17 protein-coding genes and 1 pseudogene are annotated in these 19366 nt (G+C 66.8%); 10 read left to right on the top strand and 8 right to left on the bottom strand.

Translation table 11 applies throughout. From position 1 onward, the window contains the following. Nucleotides 1–39: 39 nt before the first annotated feature. Together ccmB and ccmA are read right to left on the bottom strand one after the other, a co-directional pair. On the bottom strand, nucleotides 40–747 hold the full coding sequence (gene ccmB, locus AC1RSI_RS02795; RefSeq protein ID WP_154725892.1) for a heme exporter protein CcmB: 708 nt from the start codon (nucleotides 745–747) through the stop codon (nucleotides 40–42). Beyond that, the gene (gene ccmA / locus AC1RSI_RS02790) at nucleotides 744–1367 is read right to left on the bottom strand and encodes a heme ABC exporter ATP-binding protein CcmA (protein ID WP_447941396.1); all 624 of its coding nucleotides are present in this window, start codon (nucleotides 1365–1367) and stop codon (nucleotides 744–746) included. The genes ccmB and ccmA overlap by 4 nt, the downstream gene beginning before the upstream one ends. Before the next feature lie 372 nt (nucleotides 1368–1739). On the opposite strand from ccmA, the gene acnA reads away from it, so the two are divergent. Further along, nucleotides 1740–4466 carry an aconitate hydratase AcnA gene (gene acnA / locus AC1RSI_RS02785; protein WP_154726470.1) on the top strand — a complete coding sequence of 909 codons (2727 nt, stop codon included), beginning with the start codon at nucleotides 1740–1742 and terminating at the stop codon, nucleotides 4464–4466. Nucleotides 4467–4541: 75 nt separating this feature from the next. Here the strand turns inward: acnA and AC1RSI_RS02780 are convergent, their stop codons facing one another. The 3 genes and pseudogenes from AC1RSI_RS02780 to AC1RSI_RS02770 all read right to left on the bottom strand — a co-directional run bounded on the left by AC1RSI_RS02780 (nucleotide 4542) and on the right by AC1RSI_RS02770 (nucleotide 6366). Next, a complete protein-coding gene (locus AC1RSI_RS02780; protein WP_154726471.1) occupies nucleotides 4542–5180 on the bottom strand; it encodes a hypothetical protein in 639 nt (212 codons plus the stop codon). Between the two features lie 146 nt (nucleotides 5181–5326). Next, nucleotides 5327–5443 (bottom strand): annotated as a pseudogene (locus tag AC1RSI_RS02775) (ketopantoate reductase C-terminal domain-containing protein); the annotation flags it as partial. 23 nt (nucleotides 5444–5466) lie between these two features. Then, complete coding sequence (locus tag AC1RSI_RS02770) at nucleotides 5467–6366, bottom strand: hydrogen peroxide-inducible genes activator (RefSeq protein WP_008259481.1); 900 nt, start codon at nucleotides 6364–6366, stop codon at nucleotides 5467–5469. Between the two features lie 142 nt (nucleotides 6367–6508). Between AC1RSI_RS02770 and katG the strand changes: the two genes are divergently transcribed. Beyond that, entirely contained in the window at nucleotides 6509–8779 is a 2271-nt protein-coding gene (gene katG, locus AC1RSI_RS02765; protein WP_154726473.1) for a catalase/peroxidase HPI, read from the top strand. A gap of 69 nt (nucleotides 8780–8848) precedes the next feature. On the opposite strand, the gene AC1RSI_RS02760 is transcribed toward katG, so the two are convergent. The 3 genes from AC1RSI_RS02760 to AC1RSI_RS02750 all read right to left on the bottom strand — a co-directional run bounded on the left by AC1RSI_RS02760 (nucleotide 8849) and on the right by AC1RSI_RS02750 (nucleotide 11462). After that, nucleotides 8849–9622: a glutaminyl-peptide cyclotransferase gene (locus AC1RSI_RS02760; RefSeq protein ID WP_154726474.1), complete on the bottom strand. Its 774-nt coding sequence runs from the start codon at nucleotides 9620–9622 to the stop codon at nucleotides 8849–8851. 4 nt (nucleotides 9623–9626) lie between these two features. Then, nucleotides 9627–10454 carry a TerC family protein gene (locus tag AC1RSI_RS02755; RefSeq protein WP_008260276.1) on the bottom strand — a complete coding sequence of 276 codons (828 nt, stop codon included), beginning with the start codon at nucleotides 10452–10454 and terminating at the stop codon, nucleotides 9627–9629. 111 nt (nucleotides 10455–10565) lie between these two features. Continuing rightward, nucleotides 10566–11462, bottom strand: coding sequence for an endonuclease/exonuclease/phosphatase family protein (locus AC1RSI_RS02750; protein ID WP_154726475.1), 897 nt, complete (start codon nucleotides 11460–11462; stop codon nucleotides 10566–10568). Nucleotides 11463–11727: 265 nt separating this feature from the next. Between AC1RSI_RS02750 and AC1RSI_RS02745 the strand changes: the two genes are divergently transcribed. The 8 genes from AC1RSI_RS02745 (at nucleotide 11728) to AC1RSI_RS02710 (ending at nucleotide 19363) form a co-directional block, all read left to right on the top strand. Beyond that, a complete protein-coding gene (locus AC1RSI_RS02745; RefSeq protein WP_008260465.1) occupies nucleotides 11728–12282 on the top strand; it encodes a F0F1 ATP synthase subunit delta in 555 nt (184 codons plus the stop codon). A 75-nt stretch (nucleotides 12283–12357) separates the two neighbouring features. Then, entirely contained in the window at nucleotides 12358–13890 is a 1533-nt protein-coding gene (atpA, locus tag AC1RSI_RS02740; protein ID WP_154726476.1) for a F0F1 ATP synthase subunit alpha, read from the top strand. A gap of 34 nt (nucleotides 13891–13924) precedes the next feature. Beyond that, nucleotides 13925–14803, top strand: a complete 879-nt coding sequence (locus AC1RSI_RS02735; RefSeq protein ID WP_154726477.1) for a F0F1 ATP synthase subunit gamma — start codon at nucleotides 13925–13927, stop codon at nucleotides 14801–14803. Nucleotides 14804–14840: 37 nt separating this feature from the next. After that, entirely contained in the window at nucleotides 14841–16376 is a 1536-nt protein-coding gene (gene atpD, locus AC1RSI_RS02730; RefSeq protein WP_008261723.1) for a F0F1 ATP synthase subunit beta, read from the top strand. 2 nt (nucleotides 16377–16378) lie between these two features. Further along, nucleotides 16379–16894 (top strand): hypothetical protein, encoded by a 516-nt coding sequence (locus tag AC1RSI_RS02725; RefSeq protein ID WP_035308967.1) that lies wholly within the window; start codon nucleotides 16379–16381, stop codon nucleotides 16892–16894. Beyond that, nucleotides 16894–17163 carry an ATP synthase F1 subunit epsilon gene (locus tag AC1RSI_RS02720; RefSeq protein WP_008260049.1) on the top strand — a complete coding sequence of 90 codons (270 nt, stop codon included), beginning with the start codon at nucleotides 16894–16896 and terminating at the stop codon, nucleotides 17161–17163. Before AC1RSI_RS02725 ends, AC1RSI_RS02720 begins: the two co-directional genes overlap by 1 nt. 112 nt (nucleotides 17164–17275) lie before the next feature. Beyond that, nucleotides 17276–18190 carry a hypothetical protein gene (locus AC1RSI_RS02715; RefSeq protein ID WP_154726478.1) on the top strand — a complete coding sequence of 305 codons (915 nt, stop codon included), beginning with the start codon at nucleotides 17276–17278 and terminating at the stop codon, nucleotides 18188–18190. 39 nt (nucleotides 18191–18229) lie between these two features. Further along, complete coding sequence (locus tag AC1RSI_RS02710; RefSeq protein ID WP_154726479.1) at nucleotides 18230–19363, top strand: serine hydrolase domain-containing protein; 1134 nt, start codon at nucleotides 18230–18232, stop codon at nucleotides 19361–19363. Nucleotides 19364–19366 lie beyond the last annotated feature (3 nt).

Raw genomic sequence — 19366 nt, 5'->3', positions numbered from 1 at the left:
GCGGGGTCGCGACGGCGGGCAAGCGGCGGATCAACTCAGTCATCCCTGGGCGTTACGCACCGCTGCGGCTCCCGCGAAGGCGGCGACGACGCCCGCGAACAGGACATAGGCGCCCAGGAAGGCCAGAGCCGGGGCGGGCGACTGGCCGGATGCCGCGCGTTCCAGCGCTCCGGCGCCGAAGACGACCGGCGGAATGAACAGGGGCAGGACGACGACGGCGACCAGCAGGCCGCCCCGCTTGGCGCCCAGGGCCAGGGCCGCGCCCAGGGTTCCGGTGCAGGCGAAACCCGCCCCGCCGATCAGGGCCGAAAGGGCGGTGAGCGGGACCAAGGCCGGCGGCAGGCCCAGGGCCAGGGCGGCGACCGGCGCGGTCAGAGCCAGGGGCAGGCCGACGGCGATCCACTGGGCCAGGGCCTTGATCAGAACGACCGATTCCAGCGGCAGATGGCCAAGGGCCAACAGGTCCAGCGCCCCGTCCTCCAGATCCCGCTCGAACAGCCGCTCCAGCGACAGCAGCGAGGCCAGGGCCAGGGCCAGCCAGGCGATCCCGCCCGCCACGGGCGAAAGCGTGCGCGGATCGCCGCCCACGGCCAGGGGCAGGACGGCGGTCAGACAGGCGAAGAAGCCGCAGGCCAGCAGGGGACCGCCCCCGCCGCTCCAGGCCAGATCCAGCTCCCGCTCCAACAGCACGCGCGTCGCGCCGCGCAGGCCGGGCGGGCGGGGTTCGGCGTCTACAGGACGGCTCACGTCAGGGCTCCCAGGTCCAGGGTGCGGGCCGGGAGGGGCAGGGGGTCGTGGACGGCGGCGAGGATCAGGCCGTCGGCGTCGAGATGGCGGCGCATCTGGTCGGCGAAGACGGCGCGCCAGCGGGCGTCCAGCGGGGCCATCGGCTCGTCCAGCAGCCACAGGGCGCGCGGCGATCCGACCAGCCGGCCCATGGCCAGGCGGCGGCGTTGACCGGCGGACAGGCGTCGGACTTCAAGATCCAGCAGGGGGGCGAGGCCGAAAGCTTCGACCGCATCGTCCATGCCGCATTGGACATGGCCCAGCCAGTCGCACTGGAAGCCCAGTTCTTCGCGCGCCGTTCGGCTGGTCTTCAGTCCGTCCTGATGGCCGAGGAAATGGGTTTCGCGGCCGCGCGCCAGCCGCTCGTCCAGCGGATTGCCGTCGCCGTCGTGGAAGGCGACCTCTCCCGCATCCGGCCGCAACAGGCCGGCGATGGTGCGCAGCAGACTGGTCTTGCCTGCGCCATTGGCGCCCGTCAGCACCACGGCTTCGCCGGCCTGGAGGCGCAGGTCGAGCCCCTGGAACAGAAGGCGCTCGCCGCGTGAGACGGTCAGGTCGGAGATCGAGAGGGTGTGGATCATGACGGCGACACTCTCCCTCCCCGCGCCGGGGAGGGGCGTCGCGCAGCGACGGGGTGGGGGCGGCCCGGCGAGGGCGCACGATTTCCTGGAAACAAGGCGAGCGATGGGTCGCGCGGCCCGCCCCACCCGGCCTCGCTCCGCTCAGCCCCCCTCCCCGGAACGGGGAGGGAGAAAATACGCATTGTTTTGAGAACCTTTCTCAATGTCCGCGTCGAGGGTGTGGACACATGGACGGTGCGCGATGAGCGGACTATAGGCACGATTGCCGCAGCAGGCTTTCGCCGCGCGCGCAGGGGCCCTGTGAGCCGCTGCGTCTGCCGCGCGAAGGCGCAACCGGATTGTCGGGCGGCGCTGACCAGAGGAAAACTCTCCATGCCGTCCACCGACAGCTTCAACACCCGCCAGGACCTTTCCGTCGGGCGCAAGAAATACGCCTATTACAGCCTTCCGGCCGCCGAGGAAGCGGGTCTGACCGGGATTTCCCGTCTGCCGCGCTCGATGAAGGTGCTGCTGGAGAACCTGCTGCGCAACGAAGACGGCGTCTCGGTGACGCAGGACGACCTGAAGGCCGTCGCCGCCTGGGTCGAGAACAAGGGCTCGGTCGAGCACGAGATCGCCTTCCGCCCAGCCCGCGTCCTGATGCAGGACTTCACCGGGGTTCCCGCCGTGGTCGATCTGGCCGCCATGCGCGACGCCATGAGCGCCCTGGGCGCCGACGCCGCCAAGATCAACCCGCTGGTCCCGGTCGATCTGGTCATCGACCACTCGGTCATGGTCGATCACTTCGGCACGGCCAAGGCTTTCGGCCAGAACGTCGAGCGCGAATATGAGCGCAACATCGAGCGCTACAACTTCCTGCGCTGGGGTTCGTCGGCCTTCAACAACTTCCGCGTCGTGCCCCCCGGCACCGGCATCTGCCACCAGGTGAACCTGGAGAACCTGGCCCAGACCGTCTGGACCCTGGACGAAGGCAAGAAGACCGTCGCCTATCCGGACACCGTCGTCGGCACTGACTCGCACACCACCATGATCAACGGCCTGGCCGTCCTGGGCTGGGGCGTCGGCGGCATCGAGGCCGAGGCGGCCATGCTGGGCCAGCCGATCCCGATGCTGATCCCTGAGGTCATCGGCTTCAAACTGACCGGCCGTCTGCCGGAAGGCACGACCGCGACCGACCTGGTGCTGACCGTCACCCAGATGCTGCGCAAGAAGGGCGTGGTCGGCAAGTTCGTCGAGTTCTTCGGCGACGCCCTGCCGAACATGACCATCGAGGACCAGGCGACCATCGCCAACATGGCCCCGGAATACGGCGCCACCTGCGGTTTCTTCCCCGTCTCGGCCGCCACCATCGGCTATCTGACCGCTACGGGCCGCGACAAGGCGCGCGTCGCCCTAGTCGAAGCCTACGCCAAGGCCCAGGGCCTGTGGATCGACGAGACCTCGGAAGACCCGGTCTTCACCGACGTTCTGGAACTGGACCTGGCCTCGGTCGTGCCGTCGCTGGCCGGTCCGAAGCGTCCGCAGGACCGCGTCGAACTGACCACCGCCGCCCCGGCCTTCGAAACCGCCCTGGTCGACGTCTTCGCCCGTCCGACCGACGCCCCGCGTGCGGCTGTCGAGGGTGAGAAGTTCACGGTCGGCGACGGCGACGTCGTCATCGCGGCCATCACCTCCTGCACCAACACCTCCAACCCGTCGGTCCTGATCGCCGCCGGCCTGGTGGCGCGCAAGGCCCATGCGCTGGGCCTGAAGGCCAAGCCCTGGGTCAAGACCTCGCTGGCCCCCGGTTCGCAGGTCGTCACCGACTATCTGACCGACGCCGGCCTGCAAAAGGACCTGGACGCCCTGGGCTTCAATCTGGTCGGCTACGGCTGCACCACCTGCATCGGCAACTCGGGCCCGCTGGATCCGGCGATCTCGAAGGCGATCAACGACAACGCCCTGGTCGCGACCTCGGTCCTGTCGGGCAACCGCAACTTCGAAGGCCGGGTGAACCCGGACGTCCAGGCCAACTATCTGGCCTCGCCGCCGCTGGTCGTGGCCTACGCCATCGCCGGCTCGATGCGGATCGACATCACCAAGGATGCGATCGGCCAGGACAAGAAGGGCAACGACGTCTTCCTGAAGGACATCTGGCCGACCTCGCAGGAGATCGCCGACATCCAGAAGAAGTCGGTCACCCCGGCCATGTTCGCCAAACGCTACAAGGACGTCTTCAAGGGCGACAAGCACTGGCAGGCGATCAAGGTCACGGGCGGCCAGACCTATGAGTGGGACGACGCCTCCACCTATGTCGCCAACCCGCCGTACTTCGAAGGCCTGTCGATGGACCTGACTCCGGTCCAGGACATCGTCGAGGCGCGCGTCCTGGCCATCTTCGGCGACTCGATCACCACCGACCACATCTCTCCGGCCGGTTCGATCAAGAAGACCTCGCCCGCCGGCGTCTATCTGACCAGCCACGGCGTCGAGGCGGCCGAGTTCAACAGCTACGGCGCCCGCCGCGGCAACCACGAAGTCATGATGCGCGGCACCTTCGCCAATATCCGGATCAAGAACCGGATCACGCCCGAGATCGAGGGCGGCGTGACGAAGCATTTCCCGTCGAACGACACCATGTCGATCTATGACGCCGCCATGCGTTACCAGTCGGAAGGCCGGCCGCTGGTCGTCTTCGCCGGCAAGGAATACGGCACCGGTTCGTCGCGCGACTGGGCGGCCAAGGGCACGCGCCTGCTGGGCGTCCGCGCGGTCATCGCCGAAAGCTTCGAGCGCATCCACCGTTCGAACCTGGTCGGCATGGGCGTGGTGCCGCTGCAGTTCAAACAGGACGGCTGGCAGAAGCTGGGCCTGACCGGCGAGGAGATCGTCACCATCCGCGGCCTGTCCGACGCCAATGTCGGCAAGCTGCGTCCGCGTCAGGACCTGTGGGTCGAGCTGTTCCGTCCGTCGGACGGCAAGATGGCCCGCTTCCCGGTCCGCTGCCGCATCGATAACCAGACCGAGATGGACTATCTGCTGGCCGGCGGCGTCATGCCCTACGTCCTGCGCAACCTGGCCCGCGGCCCGGAAACCGAAGCCCCGATCGCGGCCGAATAATCGGCGGCCTCAGGCTGAAACAGAAGGGGCCGGCGGAGGGATCCGCCGGCCCTTTTCGTTGAGTGCCGAGTTAAACTACCTGACAGCGGTCGTAACTAAGATTTCAATCTCTGGCGCAGCATGTCCGGGCATGTCGCGCATGACGCCGCGCCTTAAGTCAAATTCGGCTCCGATCTCTTGTAACGCCCTTACAAATCGAGCCTGTGGGTCGGTAAGATTTTCAGGGTCTGCTACATTTATTCCCAATCCCGAGGGTGGTGGATTGCCCAGGCCACCAACCATCGGGTTTGAGACGCTCCACCCCGCGCCCTGGAAGGCTCCTGAAAGATCAGCGACAAGTCCGCGCGCGTCCCCAGCGGCCATATCAGCGGCTATGGACACCAAAGCCGGCTGGTTAGCGACGGCTGCGCGAATGAGTTCTCTTTGTGCCGCATCAAAACGACGCGGTTGCAGCCGAGCAACCTGCGCCTCAAGTTCATCAAGCCTTGCCTTGGCCTCATCAGGCGAAGCTCCGTCTAGCTTTCGTCGATAGTCCGCGATCTCGTCATTTCTGAGGGTCAGGCGAGAGTTAAGATCGGCGACTTCCTGGACTTTCAGAGACCGAATGATCAGAAAGAGCACCCCCGCAACAACGAATAGGCAAAGCACGAAGCTCCAGGGAGCTTGTGCGATCACACCGCCTTCGGTGCGTAAAGTCTCAATAGGATTTCCCATGACGGCGATATACCAGAGGGTGTCGGCGTTCGGTAGCTTCGATTGTGGATGCTAAACGAGGATTTTCCAGCTTTCGCCAGCGGGCGAGCTTGGCAGCGCACTCCTCCGCCGTGTTTTTCAGTTTGAGTTCCGATCCCTACCGCCTTCTACAGCGTAATCGCGTTTAGGAGCGCCACGATCATCGCGGTGGCCGGGGTTGGAACGCCGTAGTGGGTGCCCCGGCGGATGATGACGCCGTCGCGGGCGTCCAGTTCCATGGGGCGTGCCCGCCATTTGCGACGCTTCTTCAGTCCAGCTTCAGCGCTTCCGCCAGCAGCCGGGCCTCGGCCGCGCGGCTGGAGCCGGAGCGCCAGGCGACGACGATTTCGCGGTGGGGGGGGACGCCGTCGGCCTGGTTCTCGAAGGCGCGGATGACGACGGAAGGGGTGTCGGCCAGGCCGGCCTGAACCGCCATCTTGGGCAGGAAGCTGACCCCCAGGCCCGAGCCGACCATCTGGATCAGGGTGTGCAGGCTGGTGGCGGCGAAGACGTCGTCGCCGCGCGGGGCCTCGATGTCCAGCGCCGCCAGGGCGTGGTCGCGCAGGCAGTGGCCGTCTTCCAGCAGGATCAGGTCCTCGGCCCGCAGCGAGCCGGGCCGGATGGGGCCTGGCGCGGCCAGGGCGTGGTCGTGGGGGGCGGCGGCCATGATCTCGTCGTCGCCGATGCGGGCGTGTTCGACCCCCGGCGCGTCGTAGGGCAGGGCGATGACGGCGGCGTCGATCTGGCCCGCCTTCAGGGCGGCGATCAGACGGGGCGTCAGATCCTCGCGGATGAACAGCTTCAGGTTCGGATAGGCGATCTTCAGCGACGGCAGTTTGGCGGGCAGCAGAAAGGGGGCCACGGTCGGGATGACGCCCAGGCGGAATCGGCCCGACAGCAGCCGGCCGGCGTTCTTGGCCGCCTCGACCAGGTCCTCGGTCCGCGCCAGCACGTCCTCGGCTCGGCGCACGGCCTCGACCCCCACCGCAGTCATGATGACGGCGCCGCGCGCGCGCTCGACCACGGGGGCGCCCAGGATCCGTTCCAGCTCCTGCACCCCGGCGCTGAGGGCAGGCTGGCTGACGTGGGCGGCCTCGGCGGCGCGGGAGAAGCTGCCGTGTTCGGCGAGAAGCTTCAGATACTGGAGTTGACGCAGGGTGGGGAGCATTTTGGACGAATAGAGCGGGTCTATACAAAAATCAAAGATAATCGATTGGTCTTATGAAGCTGGACCGCGTTGAATAGCCACGTCAGCCGAGGGGCTATCGTCAACACGCCCGCCGCATCGCGCCATCACAGGGAAGACCGCCATGACCACCGAAGCCAAATGTCCGTTCTCAGCCGCAAAGACCGAGCCGGTGGCCGGGGGCGGGGTCCAGAACCGCGACTGGTGGCCGGGGCAGCTGCGCACCGACCTGCTGAACCAGCATTCGTCGCGCTCCAACCCGCTGGGCGAGGGGTTCAACTATCGCGAGGCCTTTTCCAAACTGGACTATGAGGCGCTGAAGAACGATCTGCGCCAGCTGATGACCGACTCGCAGGACTGGTGGCCGGCGGACTTCGGCCATTACGGGCCCCAGTTCATCCGCATGGCCTGGCACAGCGCGGGCACCTATCGCGTCGGCGACGGACGGGGCGGCGGCGGTCGCGGCCAGCAGCGTTTTGCGCCGCTGAACTCGTGGCCGGACAACGTCAACATCGACAAGTCGCGCCGCCTGCTGTGGCCGATCAAGCAGAAATACGGCCAGGCCATCTCCTGGGCCGACCTGCTGATCCTGACCGGCAATGTGGCGCTGGAGACCATGGGCTTCCGCACCTTCGGCTTCGCCGGCGGACGTGAGGACACCTGGGAGCCGGATCAGGACGTCTACTGGGGCCGTGAAACGACCTGGCTGGGCGGCGACGAGCGCTATGCGCGCGGCTCGCACGGCGTGGACAAGCCGGCTGACGAGGCCGTGCTGGTGACCGACGACAACGCGGACGGTCGTGAGCATACTCGCGATCTGGAGAACCCGCTGGCGGCGGTCCAGATGGGCCTGATCTACGTCAACCCGGAGGGCCCGGACGGCAATCCCGATCCGATCGCGGCGGCGCGCGACATCCGCGACACCTTCGCCCGGATGGCGATGAACGACGAGGAGACGGTCGCCCTGATCGCCGGCGGCCACACCTTCGGCAAGACCCACGGCGCCGGCCCGGCCGACCATGTCGGACCCGAGCCCGAGGCCGAAGGCCTGGAGGCGCAGGGCCTGGGCTGGGCCTCCAGTTTCGGCAGCGGAAAGGCCGGGGACGCCATCACCAGCGGCCTGGAAGTCACCTGGACCCAGACCCCGGCCCAGTGGAGCAACTTCTTCTTCGAGAACCTGTTCGCCTTCGAATGGGAGCTGGAGAAGTCGCCGGCCGGGGCCCACCAGTGGGTGGCCAAGGATGCGGGCTTCATCATCCCCGACGCCCATGATCCGTCGAAGATGCGCCGGCCGACCATGCTGACCACCGACCTGTCGCTGCGGTTCGACCCGGAATACGAGAAGATCTCGCGTCGCTTCCTGAACAATCCCCAGGCCTTCGCCGAGGCCTTCGCCCGCGCCTGGTTCAAGCTGACCCACCGCGACCTGGGGCCGCGCTCGCGCTACGTGGGCCCGGAAGTCCCCAAGGAGGAACTGGTCTGGCAGGATCCCGTGCCGGCCGTCGATCATCCGCTGATCGACGCCGGCGATGTGGCCACGTTGAAAGCCCAGGTGCTGGCCACGGGTCTCAGCGTGTCGGAACTGGTCGGCGTGGCCTGGGCCTCGGCCTCGACCTTCCGGGGCGGGGACAAGCGGGGCGGCGCAAACGGCGCGCGCATTCGCCTGGCGCCGCAGAAGGACTGGGCCGTCAATCAGCCCGAGCAGCTGGAGCGGGTGCTGAAGATGCTGGAAGGCGTGCAGTTCGCCTTCAACCAGGCTCAGGTCGGCGGCAAGAAGGTCTCGCTGGCCGACCTGATCGTGCTGGCCGGCGCGGCGGGTGTCGAACAGGCGGCCAGGGCGGCGGGACATGAGGTCGTCGTGCCCTTCACGCCGGGACGGACGGACGCCAGCCAGGCCCAGACCGACGTCGAATCCTTCGGCTATCTGGAGCCGGTCGCTGACGGCTTCCGCAACTATCAGAAGGCCCGCTACGCCGTTCCCGCCGAATCCCTGCTGATCGACCAGGCCCAGCGTCTGACCCTGACCGCGCCCGAGATGACGGCGTTGATCGGGGGGCTGCGCGCCATCAACATCAACGTCGGTGGGGCGACCCACGGGGTGCTGACGGACCGGCCCGGCGCCCTGACCAACGACGTCTTCGTCAACCTGCTGGACATGGACGTGAAGTGGCAGGCGACCTCGGACGCCAAGGCGGTGTTCGAAGGCCGAGACCGCAAGACGGGCGAGGCGAAATGGACCGGCACGCGCGTCGATCTGGTGTTCGGCTCGAACGCCGTGCTGCGCGCCCTGGCCGAGGTCTACGCCGGGTCGGACGGCCAGAAGAAACTGGTCGAGGACTTCGTGGCGGCCTGGGCCCGGGTCATGGAGTTGGACCGGTTCGACCTGCACGGCTGATTTAAGCCGGAGTACAGGCGGCGAGGGGGCGGACGCATGCAGGCGTCCGCCCCCTCGCTGTGTCGGGGATCAGCGCAGCTTGATCTCGAACAGTTGCGGCCACCGTTTGCCGGTGACGAACAGGCGTTTGCCGCCTGCGTCCCAGGCGATGCCGTTCAGGACGTCGTCGTTCGGGTCCAGGCCCGCATCCTGGGGGACCAGGGCCGTCAGGTCGATGAAGGCTTTCACGACGCCGGTCTCCGGGTCGATGCGGGCGATACGGTTGTCTTGCCACAGGTTGGCGAAGACCTCGCCGTCGATCCATTCCAGCTCGTTGATCTGATCCAGCGGCTCGCCGTCTGCGGTGACGGAGACGCGGCCGGTCTCGGCCAGGGTGTCGGGATCGAGGAAGCGCAGCTGATCCGTGCCGTCGCTCATGATCAGCCGCCGCCCGTCGGTGGTCAGGGCCCAGCCCTCGCCCGGATAGGAGAAGCCGCCCAGGGGCGAGAAGTCGTCCAGCTTCCAGATGAAGCCGATGTGGTTGCGCCAGGTCAGGCTGTAGAGCTTGCCGTTCAGCGTGGTCATGCCTTCGCCGAAATAGACGGTCGGCAGGTCGCGCTGGCGCACCACCTCGCCCGTCTCAAGCTGAACCTGGCGGATGAAGGAGGGGTAGAGGCCCGTGCTCTCGTACAGGGCGCCGTCGTGGAAGAAGAGGCCCTCGGTGAAGGCCGTCTTGTCGTGCGGATAGGCGCGCACGACTTCATAGGCCTGGACCGGAACCTCGGCCCGGGCCGGAAGGCCGCCGCCTGTCGCCAGCAGCAGGCCGGAGACGAGGCCGGCGAGGCGTGACGACAGGCGGGTCATCGGCTCAGGCCTTCTCGGCGGCGGCTTCCGCCTCGGCCTTCCTGGCGCGGGCCTCGGCCTGGTTGGCCTGGGCGCGGGCGGCCGTGGCCTTTTCCTTCTTGGTGGCGGAGCGACGGCCCAGCATGTTCAGGGCCTCGACCCCGGCCGAGAAGGCCATGGCGGCGTAGATATAGCCCTTGGGCACATGATAGCCGAAGCCGTCGGCGATCAGCACCATGCCGATCATCAGCAGGAAGCCGAGGGCCAGCATGACGACGCTGGGGTTCTCGTTGATGAAGTTGGCCAGCGGGTCGGCGGCCAGCAGCATCACGGTCACGGCGACCAGAACCGCCACCACCATGATCGGCAGGTGTTCGGTCATGCCGACGGCCGTCAGAATGGAGTCGATCGAGAAGACCAGGTCCAGCAGGATGATCTGGAAGATCGCCGCGCCGGCGTTGGTGATCATCACGTCCTTCTTGTCCATCACGTCGTGGGTGGGCGTGGGATCGACGGTGTGGTGGATCTCCTTGGTGGCCTTCCAGACCAGGAACAGGCCGCCCGCGATCAGGATCAGGTCCTTCCACGAGAATTCGTTGCCCATCAGGGTGAAGACCGGCTGAACCAGGCCCACCAGCCAGGCGATGATCGACAACAGGGCCAGGCGCATGACCAGGGCCAGGCCGATGCCGATGCGCCGCACCTTCTGGCGCTGATGCTCGGGCAGTTTGTTCGATAGGATCGAGATGAAGATCAGGTTGTCGATGCCGAGCACGACCTCCATCACGATGAGCGTCACCAGCGCGGCCCAGGCGGCCGGGTCGGAGAGCAGGGGCGTAATGCTGTCGAGCATTTAGGTGTCCTAGGTGGAAAAGCGTCAGCGTTAAGCGCTAGGGCCGCCGCAGGTTCCGATCAAGCGGTCGGGGGCGGCGCAATGGTCGCACCCCGGTCCTCAATTGTGCGATCATTTTTCGTCCGGCGCGACATCGACGACCACGGGGAAATGGTCCGAGATCACCTGGCCGCTGAAGGAATCGGTGGGTACGCCGTAGCGTTCGACCGAGAGGCCGGGAGCGACGAAGACATGGTCGATTGCGACGCCGTCATTGTCCCTGGCGATGTCGAAGTCGTTGTAGGTGCCGGCGGGACCGAACACGACAGGGCTGACGGCGCGGGCGTCGCGCAGCCCGGCGGCGAGGACGCGGCGATAGGGGGCCGTGTCCGGCCCGGCATTGAAATCCCCCATCAGCACCACCGCCGCCGTCGCCCCCTCGACCGGCGCCGGGGCCAGATCGGCGGCCAGGGCGGCGCACTGTTCACGGGCGACCGCGCCGACATGGTCCATGTGGGCGTTGCGCACGTCCAGAAGCCGGCCGCTGGCCCGGTCGCGCAGCACGACGCGGGTCACGGTGCGCGGCAGGGCGGCGTCCCACCCCTTGGACGGACGGTCCGGCGTGGGCGAGCACCACAGGGTCTGGGTGCTGACCGCCTCGAATCGGGCGCGGCGCCAGAACAGGGTCGTCGTCTCGCCCGCCTGGGCGCCGTCGTCGCGGCCGACGCCGTAATGGTCATAGGCCGGCGCCTGATCGGCCAGATAGGCGACCATCGGAATCAGCGCCTCCTGAACCCCCAGGACGTCGGGATCGAAGAAGGCGATCTGGCGCGCCATGTGCGGCCGGCGCTGCAGCCAGTTCGGCGTGTCGTCGGGCGCGTCATAGCGGATGTTGTAGCTCATTAGCCGCACGGAGCGGGGAGCATCCGCAGGGGCGGTCAGGCCGCCGGCTCGGGCGTGCGACGGGGCGGCGACGCAGGGCGCCAGGAGGGCGCAGGCGGCGGTGATCAGCAGCGGGTGCGGTTTCATCTCGGCTCTCGTCGGTAGGTCGGCCCGTGATTTCACATGGAGGGATGACCGGGGTGCGACACCCGATGCGACAGGGTGCGGCTTCATCACCCCTTCACACAATGTTGCGAGCAGCAAAACCCCGTGCTATCAGGCGCCCGGCTTGAAGGGGGCGTATTCACGAATACGGCCTCTGTCGTGCTTTCCGCAAGCATTTCAAGCTTTTGACCGTTGCGACCCTCGCATTCGGTCGCGACCCTGACACAACGACCTCGGACCCTAATCAGTGGCTGATGATTTCAGAACGACGGAAGTCGGCGATCGCTACGCACAGGCGCTGTTTGATCTGGCGCTGGAAACCGGCCGCCTGGACGCCGTCCGTGCTGACCTGACGTCGTTGAAGGCCGCCTGGATTGAGAGCGCCGACCTGCGCCGCCTGGCGACCTCGCCGGTCATTTCGGCCGAGGATCAGGGCAAGGGCCTCGTCGCCATCGCCGCCAAGGCCAAGTTCGAACAGACTACCGCCAACTTCCTGGGCCTGCTGGCCCAGAACCACCGCGCGCGGGACCTGCCCCATGTGATCGCCGGGTTCGAAGCCCGCTACGCCAAGCACGCCGGCATCGTCGCCGCCGAGGTCGTCTCGGCCCAGGCGCTGGACGCCAAGCAGCTGGCCGCGATCAAGACCGCGCTGAACGCCAGCCTGGGCAAGGCGCCGGAGCTGACCACGCGGGTCGATCCGGCCATCCTGGGCGGCCTGAAGATCAAGGTCGGCTCGAAACTGTTCGACGCCTCGCTGAAGACCAAGCTCGACCAGATGAAGTTCGCCCTCAAGCGAGCGTAAGCCCGCTCCCCGCCCCAAGAATGAAGCGCGCCTGATCGGCGCACCCGCAGAAGACTGAAGAACAGAGAGCCCGTCATGGACATCCGCGCCGCTGAAATCTCGGCCATCCTCAAGTCGCAGATCGCCAACTTCGGCGTCGAAGCCGATGTCTCCGACGTGGGCAGCGTGCTGTCGGTCGGCGACGGCATCGCCCGCATCCACGGTCTGGACAATGTCCAGGCCGGCGAAATGGTCGAATTCACCAAGGCCGGCGTCAAGGGCATGGCCCTGAACCTGGAACGCGACAATGTGGGCGCCGTGATCTTCGGCGCCGACGCCGCCATCGCCGAGGGCGACGACGTGCGCCGCCTTGGCGAGATCGTCGACGTGCCGGTCGGCAAGGGCCTGCTGGGCCGCGTCGTCAACCCGCTGGGCGAGCCGATCGACGGCAAGGGCCCGATCCAGTTCACCGAGCGCCGCCGCGTCGACGTCAAGGCGCCGGGCATCATCCCGCGCAAGTCGGTCCACGAGCCGATGCAGACCGGCCTGAAGGCCATCGATACCCTGATCCCCGTCGGCCGCGGCCAACGCGAGCTGATCATCGGCGACCGTCAGGTGGGCAAGACCGCCGTCGCCATCGACACCATCCTGAACCAGAAGAACGTCAACAAGACCGACGACGAGAGCGCCAAGCTCTACTGCATCTACGTCGCCATCGGCCAGAAGCGTTCGACCGTCGCCCAGATCGTCAAGACCCTCGAAGAGGCCGGGGCGATGGAATACACCATCGTCGTCGCCGCCACGGCGTCGGAGCCGGCCCCGCTGCAGTTCCTGGCGCCCTTCTCGGGCACGGCCATGGGCGAATATTTCCGCGACAACGGCATGCACGGCCTGATCGTCTATGACGACCTGTCCAAGCAGGCTGTGGCCTATCGCCAGATGTCCCTGCTGCTGCGCCGCCCGCCGGGCCGCGAAGCCTATCCGGGCGACGTCTTCTACCTGCACAGCCGCCTGCTGGAACGTTCGGCCAAGCTGAACGAGGACTACGGTTCGGGCTCGCTGACCGCCCTGCCGCTGATCGAGACCCAGGCCAACGACGTCTCGGCCTATATCCCGACCAACGTCATCTCCATCACCGACGGCCAGATCTTCCTGGAATCCGACCTGTTCTACCAAGGCATCCGCCCGGCCGTGAACGTCGGCATCTCGGTGTCGCGCGTCGGCTCCTCGGCCCAGACCAAGGCGATGAAGAAGGTCGCCGGCACCATCAAGGGCGAGCTGGCCCAGTACCGGGAAATGGCCGCCTTCGCCAAGTTCGGCTCGGACCTGGACGCCTCGACCCAGAAGCTGCTGGCCCGCGGCGCCCGCCTGACCGAGCTGCTGAAGCAGCCGCAATACTCGCCGCTGGCGATGGAAGAACAGGTCGTCTCGGTCTACGCCGGCACGCGCGGCTATATCGACGGCATCGCCGTGAGCGACGTCGGCCGGTTCGAGAAGGAACTGCTGGCCCGCATCCATGCGAACCACGCCAGCCTGCTGGAAGGCATCCGCACCAAGAAGGACCTGACCTCGGATATCGAAGCCGTGCTCAAGGACATCCTGGCCGCCTTCGTCAAGACCTTCGCCTGAACCCCGCCGGTAGTTAGAGGAAGAGCAACGCCGGATGGCCAGCCTCAAGGAAATGCGCAATCGGATCGGAAGCGTGAAAGCCACGCAGAAGATCACGAAGGCCATGCAGATGGTCGCCGCGGCCAAGCTGAAACGCGCCCAGGACCAGGCCGAGAGCGCCCGGCCCTATGCGCGCAAGATGGCCTCGGTCATCGCCAACCTGGCCGCCGGCGTCTCGGGCGCCGACGCGCCCAAGCTGCTGGCCGGCACGGGTCAGGACCAGCGTCACCTGATCGTGGTGGCGACGGCGGACAAGGGTCTGGCGGGCGGTTTCTCGACCAACGTCATCCGCGCCGCACGCGAGCGGATCGGCAGCCTGATCGCCAACGGCAAGGACGTGAAGATCATCGCCGTCGGCCGCAAGTCGCGCGATCAGCTGACCCGTCTGTACGGCGACAAGGTGGTCCACACCTTCGAGCTGAGCGCCCAGAAGACCATCGGCCTGCCGCTGGCCCAGCCGGTCGCCGAAATGATCGCCACGGCGTTCGAGGACGGTCAGGCCGATGTGGTCACCCTGTTCTACAGCCAGTTCAAATCGGTCATCCAGCAGGTGCCGACCGGCAAGCAGCTGATCCCCGCCGTGGTCGAGGGCGACGCCGCCCCGATCGACCTGAACGGCGCGGTCTATGACTACGAGCCGTCGGAAGAGGAAATCCTCGAGACCCTGCTGCCGCGCAACCTGACGACCCAGATCCTGGCCGCCCTGTACGAGAACCAGGCGGGCTTCTTCGGGTCGCAGATGGCGGCGATGGACAACGCCACGCGCAACGCCGGCGACCTCATCAACGCCCTGACGCTGCAGTACAACCGCAAGCGCCAAGCCCAGATCACCACCGAGCTGATCGAGATCATCGCCGGCGCCGAAGCCCTCTGATCCCGACCGAACAGACATTCCGATACGGACCCCAGCCATGACCGACACCGTCGCCCCCAAGAAGCCCGCCGCCCGCAAGCCGGCCGCCAAGAAGGCCGCTCCCGCAGCGGCTCCCGTCTCCGCCGTCGCCACGGGCAAGATCGCCCAGGTCATCGGCGCCGTCGTGGACGTCGAGTTCACCGGCCACCTGCCGGCGATCCTGAACGCCCTGCACACCCAGAACATCGACCAGAAGACGGGCGAGCCCTTCACTCTGGTGCTGGAAGTCGCCCAGCACCTCGGCGAGAACATGGTCCGCACCATCGCCATGGACACGACCGAGGGCCTGACGCGCGGCCAGCCCGTATCGGACACCGGCACCTCGATCCAGACCCCGGTCGGACCGGGCGTGCTGGGCCGGATCATGAACGTCGTCGGCCAGCCGATCGATGAAGCCGGCCCGATCCAGACCACCCAGTACCGCCCGATCCACCGCGAGGCCCCGACCTTCGAGGAGCAGACCAACTCGTCGGAAATCCTGGTCACGGGCATCAAGGTCATCGACCTGATCTGCCCCTACACCAAGGGCGGCAAGACCGGCCTGTTCGGCGGCGCCGGCGTGGGCAAGACCGTGACCATGCAGGAACTGATCAACAACATCGCCAAGGCTTACGGCGGTTATTCGGTCCTGGCCGGCGTGGGCGAGCGCACCCGCGAAGGCAACGACCTGTATCACGAGATGATCGAGTCGAACGTGAACGTCGACCCGGCCAAGAACGGCGGCTCGACCGAGGGTTCCAAATGCGCCCTGGTCTACGGTCAGATGAACGAGCCTCCCGGCGCCCGCGCCCGCGTCGCCCTGACCGGCCTGGCCCAGGCCGAGTATTTCCGCGACGAAGAGGGCAAGGACGTCCTGCTGTTCGTCGACAACATCTTCCGCTTCACGCAAGCCGGTTCGGAAGTGTCGGCTCTCTTGGGCCGTATCCCGTCGGCCGTGGGCTATCAGCCGACGCTGGCCACCGAGATGGGCAATCTGCAAGAGCGGATCACCTCGACCAAGAAGGGCTCGATCACCTCGGTCCAGGCCATCTACGTCCCGGCCGATGACCCCACCGACCCGGCGCCCGCCGCTTCGTTCGCCCACTTGGACGCGACCACCATGCTGTCGCGTGACATCGCCGCACAGGCCATCTTCCCCGCCGTCGATCCGCTGGACTCGACCTCGCGGATCATGGACCCGCTGGTCATCGGCGAAGAACACTACAACGTCGCCCGTTCGGTCCAGGAAGTCCTGCAGCAGTACAAGGGCCTGAAGGACATCATCGCCATCCTGGGCATGGACGAGCTGTCGGAAGAGGACAAGCTGGTCGTATCGCGCGCCCGCAAGATCCAGCGCTTCCTGTCGCAGCCCTTCTTCGTGGCCGAGCAGTTCACCAACGCCCCCGGCAAGTTCGTCGAACTGGCCGACACCATCCGCAGCTTCAAGGGCATCGTCGCCGGCGAATACGACCACCTGCCGGAATCGGCCTTCTACATGGTCGGCGCCATCGAAGAGGCGGTCGCCAAGGCCGAGAAGATGGCGGCGGAAGCCTGATCATGCGCAAGGCCTTCGTCAGCCTCATTGTTTCCTTCCTGCTGGCGCCCGTTTCGGCGCAAGCTCAGGTCGGAGATTTTGAAGCCATGGCGGGGGCCTGCGACGCTTTTCTGGCTGATGGTCGTTTCCCCCCAGCTACGGCTGAGGCTGCGTTCTTCCTTGATAGAGGATTTAAGGGCGCGGCCATGACGGCCCGAGACGGCGAGGTTTCTCGAAGTTACACACGGTCCGGCACACCCGTTGATCCTGTTCGGATCATGGTGGCTCGACCGACAGAGACGGGCGGCGAAAGCTGCAGCGTGCTGGACCTGAGCGGCCCGGAGGCTGGCGATAGCTTCATCGTAAAGACTCGCGCTGAACGCTCTTGGACGTTCGATAGCGAGTCCGATGATGTGAACGGCAAGGGCGTTCTTTTCGAGCGAAGCGTCGCCACCAACATGATCTTTCTGTCGATATGGGGAACGGGCGGCGCCTACCCCGTTTCCATCGCATCCTATCAAATCGGAACATCGGACTGATGGCTGGCAAACTTTCCTTCTCCCTCGTCTCGCCGGAACGCGAGGTCTTCTCGGGCTTGGTGGACCAGGTGGATGCGCCGGGCGTCGAGGGCGACTTCGGCGTCCTGCCGGACCACGCCCCGTTCATGACCGCCCTGCGCGAGGGTCTGGTGACCGTCTATGTCGGCGCCGCCCGGACCCAGTATGACGTCAAGGGCGGCTTCGCCGACGTCAACGGCGAAGGCCTGACCATCCTGGCCGAACAGGCGACCGAGGTCGTCGCGGCCTGATCCTTTCCAAGGGTCGTAAAGATTGAGGCCCCGCATTTCGGTGCGGGGCCTTTTTGTCATGCGACCGTGATGGAACTTCGGTAGCGCGGAGACAACCTTCGCGCTTGTCGGGATGAATGGCATGGGTTCGGTAGTCTGGTTCAAGGCCCTGGTGGCGATGGCTGCGTTGGTGACGCCGGGCGCACAGACCGACGCCCCCATAGCCGTCGACCGGACGCCACTCGCCGCCGCCGTGGACTATTGTGTCGCCGTGGCGGAGGCCGACATGACTGACGCCCCTCCGATTGTCGAAGGCCCCAGGGATTTTCAGAGACTCGACGGCCGGTACGGCGCGCAAAGATGGGCCACGGGCGCGCCGGACAGTTTCGGCGGGATCATGGTTGAGCCGAACGACGGCAGTTGTTCGGTCTATGCGTTCAAAGCCTCGGAAGCCGATGTGGCGGCTTTGTTCGAAGCGCGAGAGGGCTATGAGCCATATAACCAGGCGGGTACGGCTTATCTTCGTCTGTTCGACGGCGGCGGTGTTCTCGCCTACTCAAGGCCTGTGGGGGGAGACGGGGGCGTGGTTCTATCTGTCGCCTCCAGAAAGAACGAGCCCAAGCAGGTCAGCGACATGTCCGGTGAGAGCGCGCCGATAGAGGCCTTGGCTACAGGGCTGGCCTTCTGCCTTGCGGCCGGAGAGGCGGAGCTTCTGGACTTGCCGCCGGTGGACGGCCCCGCCCACTTCGCTGAAGAAGCCGGACAATACGGCCAAAAATCTTGGGCGGCGGGGACGCCCCGCGCCCTGCGCTCGGTGGACATATCCATGAACGAGGCCCAGTGTTTCATCCTGGCCCATGGCTTTGCTTCGGACCAAGTCGCGGCGTGGATGGCGGAAAAGACTGACTATGCCGTGATCGAGGATCGTCACCACGCACGTCAGGTCCGCGATGGCTGGGTCCAGATCGTATGGGGGAAACTCAAAGACGATGCGACCCTTATCCTTGTGACGACGAGGAAGGGTGAGGACAGGCCGGATGTCCTTTGACCCTTTCCCCGGCCGGAGGTCCGGGGCTATGACCGCGCCATGACCGACCCCATCGATATTCAAGGCCATTGCGAACCGCGCTTCGACGCCGTGCGCGAGGCGTTCGCCGCCAACTTCACCGACGCGCCCGAGGGGCTGAACGAGCAGGCGGCGCGGTTCAGTGTGATGATCGGGGGGGAGACGGTCATCGATCTGTGGGCGGGGCATGCCGACACGGCGCGGACCACGGCCTTCACCGAGACGACCCTGACGCCGGTGTTCTCGACCGGCAAGGCGGTGATGGCCCTGCTGATCGCCACGGCGGTCGAGGCGGGCCGGCTGGATTACGAGCAGACGGTCGCCAGCCTGTGGCCCGCGTTCGGGGCGGCGGGCAAGGCCGGAATCACCGTGGGCCAGTTGATGAGCCACCAGGCGGGCCTGCCGGGCTTTTCCGAGGCGGTCGATCCGTCGGTCTGGTTCGAGGCGGCGTCCGTGCTGGCGCGGCTGGCGGCCCAGGCGCCGATGTGGGAGCCCGGCACGGCGTCCGGCTATCATCCCGTCACGGTCGGCTACATGGCCAACGAGGTCTTCCGCCTGGCGACGGGGCGGACCATGGGCCAGGCCTTGCGGGCGGACTTCCCCGACCTGGATCTGTGGATCGGCCTGCCCGAGAGCGAGCATGGCCGGGTGGCCCAGATGCGCAAGCCCACGGCGGCGCCCAGTCTGGGAACCGTCGATCCGATCAAACAGGCGGCCTTCCTGGACCGGGGCTCGGCCCCCGGCGGGCGGGGGTCGGCCGAATGGCGCAAGATGGAGATCCCTTCGGCCAATCTGCACGGCACGGCCCTGGGCCTGGCGCGGATCATGGGGGTGGTCGCCAATGGGGGCGTTCTGGAGGGACGGTCGGTGCTGTCGGCCGGGACGCTGGACCAGTTGACGCGCGAACGGATCCACGGCCCGGACAAGGTGCTGCCCTATGTGATCAGCTGGGCGGCGGGCCTGATGCGCAACGACGGGCTGAACGTCTTCGGTCCGGGCGAAGCCTGGGGGCACTATGGCTGGGGCGGGTCCATGGCCATGGCCGACCCGTCGCGTCGGCTGTCGGCCGCCTATGTGATGACGCGTCAGTCGCCGCACCTGATCGGCGACCCTCGCCCCCGGCGGCTTGTATCGTCGTTATACGAATCGATTTAGGCA

The sequence above is a fragment of the Brevundimonas sp. GW821-FHT10E09 genome, assembly GCF_058809375.1.
Note: the sequence above shows the minus strand (reverse complement) of the source record. Positions and strands in the feature narration are given on the sequence as shown.

Excerpts from the sequence above, each read along its gene's own strand:
- AC1RSI_RS02770 (WP_008259481.1), bottom strand. The coding sequence starts at position 6,366 with ATGCTCCCCACCCTGCGTCAACTCCAGTATCTGAAGCTTCTCGCCGAA.
- katG (WP_154726473.1), top strand. The coding sequence starts at position 6,509 with ATGACCACCGAAGCCAAATGTCCGTTCTCAGCCGCAAAGACCGAGCCG.
- AC1RSI_RS02725 (WP_035308967.1), top strand. The coding sequence starts at position 16,379 with ATGCGCAAGGCCTTCGTCAGCCTCATTGTTTCCTTCCTGCTGGCGCCC.
- AC1RSI_RS02780 (WP_154726471.1), bottom strand. The coding sequence starts at position 5,180 with ATGGGAAATCCTATTGAGACTTTACGCACCGAAGGCGGTGTGATCGCA.
- ccmA (WP_447941396.1), bottom strand. The coding sequence starts at position 1,367 with ATGATCCACACCCTCTCGATCTCCGACCTGACCGTCTCACGCGGCGAG.
- AC1RSI_RS02710 (WP_154726479.1), top strand. The coding sequence starts at position 18,230 with ATGACCGACCCCATCGATATTCAAGGCCATTGCGAACCGCGCTTCGAC.
- AC1RSI_RS02755 (WP_008260276.1), bottom strand. The coding sequence starts at position 10,454 with ATGCTCGACAGCATTACGCCCCTGCTCTCCGACCCGGCCGCCTGGGCC.
- atpD (WP_008261723.1), top strand. The coding sequence starts at position 14,841 with ATGACCGACACCGTCGCCCCCAAGAAGCCCGCCGCCCGCAAGCCGGCC.
- AC1RSI_RS02735 (WP_154726477.1), top strand. The coding sequence starts at position 13,925 with ATGGCCAGCCTCAAGGAAATGCGCAATCGGATCGGAAGCGTGAAAGCC.
- acnA (WP_154726470.1), top strand. The coding sequence starts at position 1,740 with ATGCCGTCCACCGACAGCTTCAACACCCGCCAGGACCTTTCCGTCGGG.
- AC1RSI_RS02760 (WP_154726474.1), bottom strand. The coding sequence starts at position 9,622 with ATGACCCGCCTGTCGTCACGCCTCGCCGGCCTCGTCTCCGGCCTGCTG.
- AC1RSI_RS02715 (WP_154726478.1), top strand. The coding sequence starts at position 17,276 with ATGAATGGCATGGGTTCGGTAGTCTGGTTCAAGGCCCTGGTGGCGATG.
- AC1RSI_RS02750 (WP_154726475.1), bottom strand. The coding sequence starts at position 11,462 with ATGAAACCGCACCCGCTGCTGATCACCGCCGCCTGCGCCCTCCTGGCG.
- atpA (WP_154726476.1), top strand. The coding sequence starts at position 12,358 with ATGGACATCCGCGCCGCTGAAATCTCGGCCATCCTCAAGTCGCAGATC.
- AC1RSI_RS02720 (WP_008260049.1), top strand. The coding sequence starts at position 16,894 with ATGGCTGGCAAACTTTCCTTCTCCCTCGTCTCGCCGGAACGCGAGGTC.